Source organism: Burkholderia sp. SRS-W-2-2016 (assembly GCF_001931485.1).
In the GTDB taxonomy this organism is placed as follows: domain Bacteria; phylum Pseudomonadota; class Gammaproteobacteria; order Burkholderiales; family Burkholderiaceae; genus Paraburkholderia.
In genome coordinates this window covers 1-14,908 of the sequence record NZ_MSDV01000080.1, presented here as the reverse complement: position 1 = coordinate 14,908, position 14,908 = coordinate 1, and the positions used below count along the sequence as shown (strand labels likewise).

The window sequence follows — 14,908 nt, the reverse complement described above, 5'->3', positions numbered from 1 at the left end:
TCGGCACGCGCCGCGCAAACCGCGGCACGCCGATGAACCGCATCTTCGGAGCGGAGCGCGCCGGCGTCCAATATCGATTTCGAAGTTCTGTTATTTGCTTTCGTGACGAGCAATCGGGTCGCGACGACGCAAGTCACCGGTTGACCAGTTCACGCGGAAAGCAAAGCGCAAGGCACCCGCCGACGAACATGAAACCGGCCAGCATCACCATGCTTGCGGTAGCCGTTCCGGTGAGCTCGCGCAACCAGCCCACGGCGTAAGGCCCGACGAAGCCGGCCACGTTCCCCATCGCATTCACCAGCGCGATACCGGCGGCCGCGCCGGCGCCCGCGAGGATCGCGGTCGGGAAACACCAGAAGAGCGGCAGCGTGGTGAGAATGCCCGCGGTGGCAAGCGACAGCGCGATCATCGCCAGCGTTGTGTCGTGCGACCAGGCGACCGCGAGAAGCAGCGCTACCGCGCCGCACAGCGCGGGTGCCGCCGTATGCCACCGGCGCTCGCGGCGCAGATCGGCACTGCGGGCGACAGCCAGCATCATCACCACCGCGGTGAAGGACGGAATCATCGACAACGCGCCGATTATCGAGGGATCGGTCACGCCCGCCCCCTTGATCAGCGTGGGCAGCCAGAAGCCCACGCCATACATGCCCATTACAAAGCAGAAGTGCATCGCGCAGATCAGCCAGATGCGCGGATCGGTCATGACCGCGCCGAAAGCCGGCGTCGCCTTGCCCGAGTTATCGGCGGCGACGTTGCGCTCGAGAAGCGCTTTTTCGTCGTCGGACAGCCATTTCGCCTTGCCGATGCGGTCGTCCAGACACAACAGCACCAGCACGCCGACGGCGATCGAGGGCAGGCCCTCGAGCAGAAACAACCACTGCCAGCCATGCCAGCCATGGACGCCGTCGAAGGCCTTGAGGATGTACCCCGACAGCGGTCCGCCGATCATGCCGGACAGCGGCACGGCGACGATGAAGCGCGAGGTCATGCGCGCGCGGCGATGCGCGGGAAACCAGCAGGTCAGATAAACGATGATGCCGGGGAAGAAACCGGCTTCGGCGACACCGAGCGCAAAGCGCATCACGTAAAACCAGCCCGGCGACGACACGAACATCGTCAGGCACGAAATGACGCCCCACGTCACCATGATGCGGGCAATCCAGATGCGCGCGCCGACGCGGTGAAGTATCAGGTTGCTCGGAATTTCGAACAGAAAGTAGCCGAGAAAAAACACGCCTGCGCCGAATCCATACACGGCATCGGACAACTGGAGGTCGTTCGCCATCTGCAACCTGGCGAAGCCGACATTCACGCGATCGAGATACGCGACCACGTAACACAACAACAGCAGCGGCACGAGCCGCCAGGCAACCTTCCGGTAGGTTGCCTCCTCGAAGCCGTGCTCGTCTGCGCGCAGGCCTGAACGTATCGGCGATACGGGACTGGAAAGCGGTTCTCCATGCAATGCCATCGACGTGTCTCCACAAGTGGATCCTCATGAGGGATCTTTTAGGTGTTCTGTCGTCAAGCTGTTGCCGGATTCTATGCTTCCCCTCGTCGGTCATTCTTCCGAATGTTGAATCGGTTTATACGAAGCCCGAATGAATCTGCAGACCGCTGCGCGTTGCGCGTGAGCGTGCCGTACCGCCCTGCTTTATTCCGTCCTCCCACCGTCGCGCAAGAGCTCCCGCAACATCTCCCGCAGCTTGAACTTCTGCACCTTGCCGGCCGGCGTGACCGGCAGCGCGTCGAGCACGAGCAAGCGTTCCGGCAGGTAATGCGCGGCCACCTTGTGCGACTTCAGAAACTCGACGAGCGCCGGCAGATCGAGCGGCTCGCCGGGCCGCGTGACGACGACCGCGCAAGCCCGCTCGCCCAACCTCTGATCCGGATACGCGACGAGCGCCGCTGCCGCGATCGCCGGATGCCGGTACAGCAACGCCTCGATCTCGACCACCGGAATGTTCTCGCCGCCGCGGATGATCACGTCCTTGCTGCGTCCGCTGATACGGATATAGCCCTGTTCGTCGACGCGCGCGAGGTCGCCGGTATCGAACCAGCCGTCGGCATCGGTTGCGTTCAGATGCTCGCGATGCAGATAGCCGCCGAACGACGAGCACGAGCGCACCAGCAGATGGCCGGTCGTGCCCGCCGGCAACGGCGCGTGCTCGTCGTCGACGATGCGCAGTTCGACGCCGGGCAGCGGCGCGCCGTCGGTCGTGAACGCGCGCTCGTCGGCATCGTCGAGCCCGGTCAGCGTGACCGCGCCCATCTCGGTCATCCCCCAGGCCGATACGATCTTCGCGCCGAGCGCTGCGCGCGCCTGCTCGACCAGCGGCCCCGGAATCGGCGCGCCGGCGCACAGGAAGGTCCGTAAACGAGGCACCGCGGCTTGCGTTTCATGCACGGTGGCCGCCAGATCGGTGAGGAACACGGTCGATGCCATCGTGAAGGTCACGCTTTCGCTGCGGATCGTCTCGACCGCTTGCGCCGGCTGCCAGATATCCTGCAACACCGCGCGGGCGCCGAGCACGATCGGCATCATCAGCCCGTACATGAAGCCGGTCTGATGCGCGAGCGGCGATGCCATCAGCACGACGTCGTCCGCGCTCAGGCGCATCGCGTGGGCGTACGGCACGATATTCGACAGCAGCGTGTTGGCTGTATGCATCACCCCTTTCGGCTCGCCGGTCGTGCCGGACGTATAGAGCAATTGCGTGACGTCGTCGGGGCCTGGGCGATTGCGGGTCAGGATCTCGCGCGCATCCGCGTCGCGCTCCCACTGCGGGCCCGATAGCAGCGCCTCGAAACTGTTCGCGGCCGGCTTGCCGTCCGTTTCGCCGCCGACCACCACGACGTGCCGCAGATGCGGCAACTGACCGGCAAGGCCTGCGATCATCCGTTCGAAGTCGAAGCCGCGAAACCTTTTCGGCACGATCATGATCTTGCTGCGGCTGTGGTTCAGCATGAACGACAGCTCGCGCTCCCGAAAAATTGGCATCAACGGATTGATCACCGCACCGATGCGCGAGCAGGCCAGATAGGTCAGCGTGAACTCCCACCAGTTCGGCAATTGCATCGACACCACGTCGTTGCGCTCCACGCCGAGGCGCGTGAGACCGACTGCGATCCGGTCGGCCAGCGTCGCCATTTCGCGGTAGGTGAAGCGCGCGGTGGTGCCGTCCTCCAGCCGCATCGCGCTGAGCGCAAGCTGGTCGGGGCGGGCCGCGACACAGGCGTCGAGCGCGTCGTTGATGGTGCGCTCGGGCCACCAGCCGCTTGCGATGCTAGCTTGCCGTCGCGGCGCGATCAGAACCGGGTCGAACTCCATGCGTGCGTCTCCGTTTTGTTATGGATGCCTGAGTAGGAATGGCCGGGTTCAGGCCGGCACCGCGTCGCGCCCCGCGCGGGTGCGGGCGATGATCGTCTTCATGATCTGCGCGGTGCCATCGCCGATCTGGAAGCCCAGCACGTCGCGCAGACGCTGCTCCAGCGGACCGCGATCGTAGCCGCCGTGGCCGAACGAGAGCAGGCATTGGTGCACGACGTCGTACGCGAGTTTCGGGCCCCACCATTTGCACATCGCCGCCTCGGCGGTGTGCGGCAAGCCGCGATCCTTCAGCCACAGCGTTTGCAGACACAGCAGCCGCGCCGCCTCGACCTGGGTTTCGAAATCCGCGAGCGGATGCGAGACGCCCTGAAACGCCGACAGCGGCTTGCCGAACGCTTCGCGCTGAGCGACATACTCCCAGGTTTCTTCGAGGCTGACCTTGGCGACCGCCAGCACCTGCAGGCCGATCAGCGCGCGCGAGAAGTCGAAGCCCTGCATCACCTGCACGAAGCCCTTCCCTTCTTCGCCGAGCAGATGGTCGACCGGCACCCGCACGTTCTCGAAGAACAGCGAGCCGCGGCCGATCGCGCGCTGACCGTGACAGTCGAAGCGGTTGCGGGTGATGCCCGGCAGATCCATCGGCACGAGCAGCGCCGAGACGCCGCGCGCGCCCGCTTCGACGCTGCCGGTGCGCGCGAACACGACCGCGGCATCGGCCTGGTCGGCGGCGGAAATCGAGGTCTTCTCGCCGTTGAGCACGTAGTGGTCGCCGACCCGTTCCATCCGCAGACGCAGGTTCGCCGCGTCCGAGCCGCCGCGCGGTTCGGTCAGCGCAATCGCGAACAATGCGGTGCCTTGCGTGAGTTTTTCGAGCCACGGCTTTGCGATTTCCGGCGCCGCGTGCTGCGCGAGAATCTGGCCGTTGAGCGACGCGAGCAGGTTGATATACGACAGGCTCAGATCGGCGCGCGCGATTTCCTCGTGGATCACGCCGGCCGCGAGGCAGCCGGTGCCCTGGCCGCCGTACTGCTCGGGCAACTCCGGCGCGATAAAACCCATCTCGCCCATCTCGCGCATCAGGTCGCGGTCGAGCGTGCGGGTCTTGTCGCGTTCGAGGAATCCCGGCGCGACGCGTTCGCGCGCAAAGCGCCGCGCATGTTCGCCGAGCGCGACGAGGTCTTCATCGAGGTAGGGATTCATCATGGCTCCTGGCTGGCGCGACCCGCGCGGGGCGGCAAGACGGCACGGCGCGCCACGGGTCCTCGCGCACGTGGTCGGGTTTATTTCGCGTACTTGCGGAACTCGGGTTTGCGCTTTTCCTGGAAGGCCTTCACGCCTTCGCGCGATTCTTCGGTGTCGTAGTAGAGCTTCAGCGCGTACATGCCCATGCCCGCGATCCCCGCCTGATGCGCGGTGTCCATGTTGAACGAGCGCTTCGCGATCGCGATCGCGGTCGGGCTTTTCTCCATGATCTCGTCGCACCACTTCTGCACTTCGGCGTCCAGTTGGTCGTGCGGCACGACCGCGTTGACGAGGCCCATCGCGAGCGCCTCGCTGGCCGGGTAGCGGCGGCACAGATACCAGATCTCGCGCGCCTTCTTCTCGCCGACCACGCGCGCGAGGAACGCGGTGCCGTAGCCAGGGTCGACCGAGCCGACCTTCGGGCCGGCCTGCGCGAAGACCGCTTTTTCCGACGCGATCGTGAAGTCGCAGATCGTGCACAGCACGTTGCCGCCGCCGACCGCGAAGCCCTGCACGCGTGCGATCACCGGTTTGGGCACGTCGCGAATCGCGTTGTGCAACTCTTCCATCGGCAGGCCGATCGTGCCGCGGCCGTCGTACTGCCCTTCGTGCGACGACTGATCGCCGCCGGTGCAGAACGCGCGCTCGCCCGCGCCGGCCAGCACGATCACGCCGACTTCGCGCGCGTAGCCGGCCTTGTTGATCGCGTGAATCAGTTCATCGCAGGTGCGGCCGCGAAACGCGTTCATCTTCTCCGGACGGTTGATCGTGATCCAGGCCGCGCCGTTGCGCACTTCGTAAAGGATGTCTTCGTAGTTCATCGTCGCTTCCTTGGTGATGGGAGTTCCGCCGTGGGTTCAGTCGTGAATTCAACCGGCCATCGTCAGGCCGCCCGACACGCTGAGCACCTGGCCGGTGATGTAGCCCGCGTCGTCGCTGGCGAAGAACACCACCGCGCCCGGCAGATCGTCGGGTTGGCCGATGCGGCCGAGCGGAATCGAGCGCTGGAACGCTTCCATCAGCTTCTCCGGGTTGCCGGCGCCTTCCTTGTATTCGGCGAACAGCGCGGTATCGGTCGGGCCGGGGCACACGACGTTCACCGTGATGCCGTGGCGCGCGTGCTCGCGCGCGATGGTCTTCGAAAACGACACGAGGCCGCCCTTGCAGGCCGCGTACACCGCTTCGCCCGACGAGCCGACCCGCGCCGCGTCCGACGCGATATTGACGATGCGTCCGGCCTTGCGCTGCACCATCCCCGGCAGCACCGCGTGATGCATGTGCAGCGCGCCGGTCAGATTGATCGCGATCAGCCGTTCCCATTGAAACGGCTCGGTTTTGACGAACGGCTTGAAGACGTCCCAGCCGGCGTTGTTGACCAGCACGTCGACCGGGCCGAGTTTCGCTTCGGTGGCCACGACGGCCGCGTCCACTTCCGCGCGCTGGGTGATATCGCAGCGCAGCGCTTCGGCCGTGCCGCCCGCGGCGCGAATCGCGCCGGCCACTTTTTCGGCCGCCTCGATCGAGAGATCCAGCACCGCCACCCGCGCGCCTTCGGCCGCGAAGCGCCGGCAGGCCGCCCCGCCGATCCCGCCGCCGCCGCCGGTCACGATGACCGTCTTGCCTTCGAGTCTTTGCACAATCGTCTCCGTCAGTTGTCAGGGTTACCATTGGCGCTGCGAAGAAAGCGTCCGCGCCGTCTAGATATGTCAATATATTGACGTATACTAGGCGGGGTAAGCGGCGACTACAAGAACGGCGGTATCAGGAGAATCCCTTGGTCAAGCAGCAGAAAAATGATGTTTCCGTGAAACTGGAGCTGGCTAACCGGCTGTTTTTCCGGTTGTATCAGTGTGCAAATATGTTGCATAAAACCGGTACGCGGGCGGTGGAGGCGGAAGGACTGACCACCCAGCAGTGGGCGGTACTGGGCGCGCTATCGCGGCCCGAAGCGGAGCACGGGATGAGTGTCGGAGGACTGGCCAGCTACCTGATGGTGAGCCGGCAGAATCTGTCGGGGCTGATCAGCCGGATGGAGCGCGACGGCCATCTGAGTGCGACGGCCGACGGCCAGGACCGCCGCTCGCGCCGGATCACGATGACGGAGTCAGGCCGCAAGCTGTGGGTGCAGCAGGCGACGCCGAAGATTCACGATTACTACGAGCAGGTGCTGAGTAATTTTTCTACTGATGATGTCACGCATACGCTGCACTATCTGCTGAAGCTGCTCGATAACATGAAGCGACTTGATGAGGGTGGGAAAGAAGTTGGGGGGAGTGAGGAGGATTGAGGGGCGGCGCGGTGGGGGGCTCGCACGCCGCGTATTTTTATGCGCCTGCATTATGCGGCGTCCTCTGGGTAACTACTTGTCGATGCAGCTTGAGGTTCGGTACTTCTGCTCCTGTGGACAAACTTCCCCCACGCGCGCAACGGTTCCCAGAGGCACGCGCCCGGCCTTCGCGCTTTTTGCGGGGACTAGAGGAAGCCCGGTTGCCGAGTCGAGATTCTTTTCCTTGGCCAGGCGTGCGACCAGTGCGTCGTCGGGTTTCTGGGGTGGCTGCGCGGTGTTCTGTTCCCTCTGCCACTGGAATGCGCCGTCCCACTCCGGCAGCTTCGCGGGTGGCAGTGGCACGATGCGGTCGATGTCCGGCACCTTTGGATTGAGGCCGTCGTGGTCGTCCAGAAACGTGCCGATCAGCTTATAACGACGAGTACGCTCCGGATCATGCGACAAAGCGAGATAGTAAAGTTGATCCGTAGATGGCGGACCAGCGAATCCGTTCTCCAGAAAGAGTGCTGAATATGTGTCGCCGGCTGCAGCTCCCTTTTGAAAGGCGGCCACAGCTTCCGTGAATTGGCTTCGCATCTTTAATGTCATGCCCAGAGTGGTCGCGGCTGGACCATAACCTTGGTTCGCAGCGCACTGGTGCATCTCCAATGCGATTTCGGGAGCCTTGTCCACAGGCGCCAATAGATCACCGACATGGTCTTGAGCTTCTGGACTCCCCATATCTGTTGCCTTGCGGAAGTAAACCAATGCCTTCTTTTCATCCTGCTTTACCCCATAACCAACTTCGAGGTAGTGACCCATGTCGTAATAGCCGCCCGGGACGCCCGCAGCAATCAGTTGCTCGACAAGGTCGATGGTTTCTGTTGCCGCATGTGGAGACGATGCCTGCCCGGTGGAGACCAGCAATTGGAGGTTGTGGTTAGCCTTGTAATGGCCGTAAGCGGCAGCGATCCGGTAGTAGCGAGCCGCAGCATCGTAATCTTTCGGGCCTGGTTTCTTTTCAAGGAACAGGGCGTACTTGAATAGTTCGTCGGCTCGCGGGTCGAGCGGAGGCTGTTGGATCACCTCGTGCACGCAGGTAAAGGCCAGTTTCGCGCGCACGGCGTTCAATTCGGCCTGAGTAGGCACCGGATTATCCTTGTTTGAACAACCGCAGAGTGCAAGCGCGACGCAGATCGCCATTGATGTGCTTTGTTTCTTCATCGTTCGGTCGAGCCGCAGGCGACTGCGCCACGTTCTCGCGCGGCCTCCTCCGACCTTTGCAGTCCGTCGTAATAAAACAGCCGGGCGGTCGCTGCCGCTCCGTTCTGGATTTTCATGGCCGAGGGATCTCGGTCTTTCGCGTGCCACCCGATATTGAGCGGGCGGGCGGCAGATGTCTGCCCGGTGTCCGCATTACGCCTGATCGTCGTAGGACACCAGGCTCCAGTCTGCATTGGTGCGCTGCTTGCGCATGCCAAGCAGCGGGTCGAGAAACGGAACGGGACGGCGATCGTCCATGACGAGTTGCGGCATCGTCTCGCCTTTCCTGAAGCGGCGTGTCGCGTCATGGCTAACCGAAACCCAATACTTGTCGCACCAGACACCATCCTGCGGACAAACTTCCCCCGCGCGCGTGAGCGTTCCCAGAGGCACGCGCTCATCCTCCGCGCTTTTTGCGGGAACGAGAGGAAGCCCTGTCGCGGGGTCGAGATTTTTTTCTTTCGCGAGACGCACAACCAGCGCCTCGTCGGGTTTCTGGGGTGGCTGCGCGGCGTCCCTCTCCTTTTCCCACTGGAACGTGCCATCCCACTCCGGCAGCTTCGCGGGCGGCAGTGGCACGATCTGGTCGATGTCCGGCACCTTTGGATTGAGGCCGTCGTGGTCGTTGAGGAACCTCCAGATCAGGCCGTACCGACGCGAACGTTCGGGGTCCTTGGGTTGCCCGATATAAGACATTTCATCCGATGGGTTTGTATCAAACCCGTATTGCAGGAATGATGCCGATTGTGCATCGCCGGCGCGCGCTCCGCTTTGGAATGCATTGGTTGCTTCCGTATAGAGTTTGCGGTCCATCAGATCAATGCCCAAGTAGCTGCCGGCCTTTCCATATCCCTGTTCGACCGCACACTTCAGCATCTGCCGCGAAACGTCTGGCGCACGATCCTTGGGTGAAAGAAGATCCCCTACGTAGTATTGCCCCTCTGGACTACCGAGGTCCGCAGCCTTGCGGAAATAGATCCGCGCCTTCCTCTCGTCCTGTTTGACGCCGTAGCCGAGTTCAAGGTAATGACCCATGTCGTAATAGCCGCCAGGGATACCCCCGGCTATTAACTGTTCAGCCAGGTCGATTGTCTCCTTGGCTGCATGGGGAGACGATGCTTGCCCGGTGGAAACCAGCAACTGAAGGTTATGGTTGGCCTTGTAATGACCATACGCGGAGGCGATTCTGTAGTAGCGAGCCGCAGCATCGTAATCTTTCGGTCCGGGTTTCTTTTCAAGGAACAATGCGTACTTGAATAGTTCGTCGGCACGCAGGTCAAGCGGCGGCAAATGGTCCGCTTCGTGGACACAGGTAAAGGCCAGTTTCGCGCGTACCGCGCTCGATTCGGCCTGAGTCGGCACCGGATTATCCTTGTTTGAACAACCGCAGAGTGCAAGCGCGACGCAGATCGCCATTGATGTGCTTTGTTTCTTCATCGTTCAGTCCAGCCGCAGGAGACTTCGCCACGCTCGCGCGCGGCCTCCTGCAACCTTTGCCGTTCGTCGGAATAAAACAGCCCGGCGCTCGCTGCCGCTTCGTTCTGGATTTTCATGGCCGAGGGATATCGGTCTTGCGCGTACCGCGATTGTGAGAGAGCGGGCGGCGGGTGTCTGCCCGGTGTCCGCACTACGCCTGACTGTCGTAGGACACCAGGCTCCAGTCAGCATTGGTGCGGTGCTTGCGCATGCCAAGCAACGTGTCGAGAAATGGGATGGGACGGCGATCGTCCATGACGAGTTGCGGCATCACTTCACCCTTCCTGAAATGTCGTGTCGCCTCATAGCTGACCGAAGCCCAATACTTGTCGCACCAGACACCATCCTGCGGACAAATTTCCCCCGTGCGCGCGACCGTTCCCAGAGGCACGCGCTCATCCTCCGCGCTTTTTGCGGGAGCTAGAGGAAGCCCGGTCGTGGGGTCGAGATTTTTTTCCTTCGCAAGGCGTGCGACTAAACCCTCGTCGGGTTTCAGCGGCGGTTTCGCGGCGTCCTGTTCCTTCTGCCACTGGAACGTCCCGTCCCACTCCGGCAGCTTCGCGGGTGGCAACGGTACGATCTGGTCGATGTCTGGCACCTTTGGATTGAGGCCGTCGTGGCCATCGAGGAATTTCCAGATCAGGCCATACCGACGCGCGCGTTCAGGATCATTGACCAACCCCAGGTAGTAGATTTCGGCTGATGGCGTGGTATCAAACCCATGCCGCAAAGCAAAGGCGGATGTCGCGTCACCAGCTCTCACACCCATCTGGAATGCTTGAACTGCTTCGATGAAGCGCCCGTCATTTTGCCAATGCACCCCGAGATCACTGGCCGCATCAACGTTTCCCTGTTCCGCAGCACATTGACGCATTTGTGCCGCAATTTCTGGCGCTCTATCGGCAGGCGCCAGGAGTCTCCCAACATAGGCTTGCGCTTCAGGGCTACCCAAGTCCGCCGCCTTGCGATAGTAGATCCGCGCCTTCCGCTCGTCCTGCCTGACACCGTAGCCGAGTTCGAGGTAATGGCCCATATCGTAGTAGCCACCGGGAATACCGGCCTTGATCAACTGTTCGGCGAGGTCGAGCGTTTCCGTAGCTGACTGGGGGGACGATGCCTGACCGGTGGAGACCAGTAATTGGAGGTTGTGGTTGGCCTTGTAATGGCCGTAGGCGGCAGCGATCCGGTAATAACGTGCCGCAGCATTGAAATCCTTCGGGCCAGGTTTCTTTTCGAGGAACAGGGCGTATCTGAACAGCACGTCGGCCTGCGGATCGAGCGGTGGCAGGTGGTCTGCCTCGTGGACACAGGTGAAGGCCAGATTGGCGCGCACGGCACTCCATTCGGCTTGGGTCGTCATCGGATTTTCCTTTTTCGAACAGGCGCAGAGCACGAGCGCTAGGCAGATCGCAGTGGTTATGCTTCGCTTCATCGCTCAGTCCAGCCGCAGGCGGCTCGCCCCGGTCCACATGAAGCCGACGAGTGATGCAATGGGAGTTCCGGTTTTGCCACTCTGACGCTCGGAATTTCGCTTGATGATGTATTCCCACGCTACTCCTGCCAGATTCGGATCGTCCGACGTCCCGTCTTGGATTCCTTTGGTATGAACATCCCACAAATGCCGACGCAACGGCTGCGTCACGTCCATCCGCTCGTGACAGATGTTCAACTCGCTGTCCACCTGCATGCTGCGACGATTGATGTTGGCCGAGCCATGCGTGAGAAACACGTCATCAATGATCATGATCTTGCTGTGGACATAGACCGGCATCCAAGGACTGCCCGCAGGTGAGTCCGGCGCAACCAGCGAGCAGACGTGAACCTTAAGACCCGGAATGGTCTGCGGAAGGATTGCCTTTTTCGTGTCGAGATTGTCGTCATATTGTCGTTGCAGTTCTGTCTCCTTGACCTTTGCGGAATCAATTGCGCGCTGAGCAGCAACCTGTTCCTGTGGGCCGCTCGCATTTCGCATCTGTGTGTTCGCCGCTGTAACCTGCTTGCGCGCATCCCGTAACGCCGCGCCGAGTGCGTCACTTTGCTCGCTCCGAGCGATGGTTGGCATGGTGTCGGCTCGTCCCAGGCTGTTGAGCATGTCGTAAGTCGTTCCCGGTCCCTGTCCGATGCCATCCTTGTTCGCGTTGGTCACGACAAACAGATGGACTGGTTTTGCGGGATCGCGTCCGGCACAGATCTGTGCCTGCACCGCGCTCTTGATCTTTTCCGCCAGTGCCGGCCAACGGAAATACTGGTTTTCGACATAGATGAACTTCGTCGCGTTGTTGACCGCCTGAAGGTAGAGCTTCTCAATGTTTCGCACGCCTTCCTGTGACTGCGTGCGGTTAATCTGGGCCATGACGCGCACCAGAGCGTGACCCCTGATCTGTTCTCGTGGCTCTAGCTGCTTCTCCAGGCCATTGCGCTTAACGGACAAGTCTTCTTTGGCGTCACGTTGCCACGCCCGGCAGAAGTTCTGATTCAAATGTTCGAGAATCGGCCCCGCGACGATTGCCGACATATCCTGTCGCGGTGTCTCGCCATTGCGCCCGCGATTCGGTGCTTTCTTGACGAAACTGTGCCCGTCGTCGTCCCAATAGGCGTCAAGCGTGTTATGCCCCATAACGAAACCAACGGCCACCTCCGGGGCTTCATAGTCGATCAGCACCATTTTCTGGTGATGCGAAGGTTCCGCGCCGTACGCAGCGATGGTCGCACGCGTCGGCCCGTCGCCAGTCGAACGCATGAGTTTTTCCCGATACATGATCTCCGCACGTTCGTCCATCGAGAAGTCGCGCGTCACCAGTTCGATGCCGATATCCTTGAAGGACTGTACGCCGAACATCTGGTACGGATCCTCCCTGAGCGCCGTGTACATCTGGGATCCGGCTGGCGCAGCACCCGAAGGCTTTCCGCCGGCCGGCAACCGGGCATTGTGATACCAGTTCCGGTCGTAGGCGATCTGCTGGGCATCCTCGTTCTGCGTCATGAACCGCAGGCCCTCAGTCCATCCCGGCACTTCCTGCTCGCCGATCTGCGCGATCCATGCGGAATCGAGCCAGCACAGGATGCGGACCTTGACGCCCGCTTTGGCCTTCTTGATAAGCAAGTCACCAATGCGTAACGACTTGCCGTCGCGTACGAAATACATCGACGGCTGGAAACCCCAGCAAACGTAGTCGATGGTTCTGGTCGCTTGATCGATAGCGTCATACAGTGCTCCGAACGCTTTCACACCATTCACAAGCGGCTTATAGGTTGCAGGCCGCGGACGATTCTCCGTGTGCTGCACAAACCACGGCAGGGTTATCACGGCGCTCCGGGTGCAGGACAGCGCGACAGGTACGGTAATCGGTGGTTGCTGGGTCATGGTCAGGCATCCGTGTCCGGCTGAAGCAGCTCGTTGTAATCCGCGCGATGCTGGGCACGATCGACCTCGCTCGCATTCGTCCCGCTTTGCCCTTCATAGAAGTGAAAACCACCATTGGCGAGCGCACCGTTGTCCGCGTTGCCCCGGTATTGGTCTGCCACGGGTATCGTGTAGCTCGTTCCGTTCGCGAGCTTCAGTGTGTACTGCTTCGTCGTGGGGTGATGATCGACCTGCACCAGCCCGGTTTCATCCATCACGTCTTGCTTGATCAGCGCACCTCCCGCGAAAAGGCTGTACGGCATATTCGCTGGAATCGCCGCACGCGAGACGGGCGACGCGCCCGCGTAAAACGTCAGCGGCGTCGTCGGCATCCCGGCGAGCGCCGGGTGATTCAGGTCCAGCGGGAGGTTCAGTGTCGCGTTGCCCTGCTTCTGCACGGTGATCGTCTTGATGAACAGGTCTCCGGGTCCGCCGAGCGTGATGCTGCCGTCCTTGATCTGGACGAACGCACCGCCACACTCCAGGATGATTTCCTTCGCGGCCGCGAGGTTGACCTTCCCGTTGACGCTGGCGACGCTGATGTCCTTGTCCGCAGCGACGGACATCGGACCGCCCTGAGCCTGAACTTCGACGGCCCCTTTCGCCGCGAAAATCTTGGTGCCGTGCTTCTGCGCGAACAGCGACAGCTTCTCGCCCGCCGCGACCGTGAAGCGTTTCAACACGCTCCAGTCAGCATTCTTCCCGGCGACTGCCGAGATGTCGCCCTGCGCCGCGAACTGCACGCCCTGGCCCGCCACGAACGCCGCCGACGCAGGCGTGCTCATCAGCAGCCCGGGCTTCTTCAGGCCGTCCAGATCGTCCTTCATCTGCTGCTGCGCGTCGGTGTCGGCAGGTTCTGCCTTCGCGCTGCTGGCTGACGCGGCGAGCGCCTTTGCGGTCGCTAGCGCGCTTTCAAGCTGCGCGATGCTCTCCTGCATGTCGAGCTGCTTGCCGGTCGCGCCCAGTCGGTCGTAGGCCGTCAGCATCAGCCCCTTGCCCGCGCGGCTGACCCCGTAACCTGATGTTCTCGTCTCGAAGCCTTCGCCGCGGTATTCGAGCTTCTGGTTGACCAGATAGCCGAGGTTCAACTGAGACTTGCCCGAGTGGTCCGTACTGAGCTTGATGCCTTCCTGGCCCTCCCAGTCCTCCATCCGCAGCTTGTTGTTCTTCTGCGTGCGGATCATGTTGCACGAGAGCCAGCGACGATCGTTCGTCACCAGATCGCGTGCCTGGCTGTGGTGATGAAACCCAACAATTTCAGGCCTGTCCGGGTCGCCGTCGCGGAACGAAATCACGGCTTCGTCGTTATCCAGCGCGACAAAGTGCATGCCGGTCTGAAGCTTGCCCGCGAACGGCTTGGCGAGACGCAGCGGCACACTCTCGCCGCCCTTGGGCCACGCACCGAAGTCGGCATCGAGCCGCACGACGTAATAGCCCACAGCGTTCAAATAGCCATATGTGTACTGGTCCGGGCTGCAAATACGGCCGGAGAGTGTTCCCGAAATTTTTGGCCAGGTTTCCGGCTTCAGTTCCAGCCGGAAACGCCGGTCGGCTGGAATGGCCTTGAAGGTATTCGAATAGGCCAGGTCGCGCGCACCGCTGTGTCTGATCTCAATGATCACCTGGCCTTTGGGCGCATCGGGCAGGACGATATCCGTTTCGAGCACCGTAGCGCATTGCAACGCGAGCACGTTGCTTTCACCTTCGTACACGACCTGGCGGGCGATCGCCGCCTCGTGCCGGAGTTGTGCTTCCCACTTTGCGCCAGCCTGGTCGAGATGATGTGTGCCGTAGAGGTAGGGCTGCCCGTAGGTGGTCGAGTCTTCCGGCGCGACATTCGCCGTGTCCCAGAAACGCTCCCACGCGCTTTCCGGGTTGTAGTCCGCCACCATCACCGACTGCGGCACCGTCACCGTATGGGTCCTGA

General features: G+C 62.0%; 11 protein-coding genes. 1 reads left to right on the top strand and 10 read right to left on the bottom strand.

Going from position 1 to position 14,908, the window contains the following annotated elements; translation table 11 throughout:
* Nucleotides 1-133 precede the first annotated feature (133 nt).
* From BTH42_RS33140 to badH, 5 genes are all read right to left on the bottom strand, one after another.
* The gene (locus BTH42_RS33140; RefSeq protein ID WP_083655033.1) at nucleotides 134-1,471 is read right to left on the bottom strand and encodes an MFS transporter; all 1,338 of its coding nucleotides are present in this window, start codon (nucleotides 1,469-1,471) and stop codon (nucleotides 134-136) included.
* Between the two features lie 183 nt (nucleotides 1,472-1,654).
* The gene (gene aliA, locus BTH42_RS33135; protein ID WP_075305400.1) at nucleotides 1,655-3,331 is read right to left on the bottom strand and encodes a cyclohexanecarboxylate-CoA ligase; all 1,677 of its coding nucleotides are present in this window, start codon (nucleotides 3,329-3,331) and stop codon (nucleotides 1,655-1,657) included.
* 48 nt (nucleotides 3,332-3,379) lie between these two features.
* The gene (aliB, locus tag BTH42_RS33130; protein ID WP_075305427.1) at nucleotides 3,380-4,531 is read right to left on the bottom strand and encodes a cyclohexanecarboxyl-CoA dehydrogenase; all 1,152 of its coding nucleotides are present in this window, start codon (nucleotides 4,529-4,531) and stop codon (nucleotides 3,380-3,382) included.
* A gap of 80 nt (nucleotides 4,532-4,611) precedes the next feature.
* Nucleotides 4,612-5,394, bottom strand: coding sequence for a 2-ketocyclohexanecarboxyl-CoA hydrolase (gene badI / locus BTH42_RS33125; protein WP_075305399.1), 783 nt, complete (start codon nucleotides 5,392-5,394; stop codon nucleotides 4,612-4,614).
* Nucleotides 5,395-5,442: 48 nt separating this feature from the next.
* Nucleotides 5,443-6,210 carry a 2-hydroxycyclohexanecarboxyl-CoA dehydrogenase gene (gene badH, locus BTH42_RS33120; RefSeq protein ID WP_075305398.1) on the bottom strand — a complete coding sequence of 256 codons (768 nt, stop codon included), beginning with the start codon at nucleotides 6,208-6,210 and terminating at the stop codon, nucleotides 5,443-5,445.
* 221 nt (nucleotides 6,211-6,431) lie between these two features.
* On the opposite strand from badH, the gene BTH42_RS33115 reads away from it, so the two are divergent.
* Nucleotides 6,432-6,860, top strand: coding sequence for a MarR family transcriptional regulator (locus BTH42_RS33115; RefSeq protein ID WP_083655038.1), 429 nt, complete (start codon nucleotides 6,432-6,434; stop codon nucleotides 6,858-6,860).
* A gap of 72 nt (nucleotides 6,861-6,932) precedes the next feature.
* Here the strand turns inward: BTH42_RS33115 and BTH42_RS33110 are convergent, their stop codons facing one another.
* The 5 genes from BTH42_RS33110 to BTH42_RS33090 all read right to left on the bottom strand — a co-directional run.
* Nucleotides 6,933-8,063, bottom strand: a complete 1,131-nt coding sequence (locus BTH42_RS33110; RefSeq protein WP_256702498.1) for a sel1 repeat family protein — start codon at nucleotides 8,061-8,063, stop codon at nucleotides 6,933-6,935.
* 192 nt (nucleotides 8,064-8,255) lie between these two features.
* Entirely contained in the window at nucleotides 8,256-9,539 is a 1,284-nt protein-coding gene (locus tag BTH42_RS33105; RefSeq protein ID WP_256702497.1) for a sel1 repeat family protein, read from the bottom strand.
* 190 nt (nucleotides 9,540-9,729) lie between these two features.
* Nucleotides 9,730-10,938 carry a sel1 repeat family protein gene (locus BTH42_RS33100; RefSeq protein ID WP_075305396.1) on the bottom strand — a complete coding sequence of 403 codons (1,209 nt, stop codon included), beginning with the start codon at nucleotides 10,936-10,938 and terminating at the stop codon, nucleotides 9,730-9,732.
* A 75-nt stretch (nucleotides 10,939-11,013) separates the two neighbouring features.
* A complete protein-coding gene (locus tag BTH42_RS33095; protein WP_075305395.1) occupies nucleotides 11,014-12,942 on the bottom strand; it encodes a phosphatidylserine/phosphatidylglycerophosphate/cardiolipin synthase family protein in 1,929 nt (642 codons plus the stop codon).
* A 2-nt stretch (nucleotides 12,943-12,944) separates the two neighbouring features.
* The coding region (locus tag BTH42_RS33090; RefSeq protein ID WP_075305394.1) for a type VI secretion system Vgr family protein at nucleotides 12,945-14,908 on the bottom strand (1,964 nt) is incomplete at its 5' end.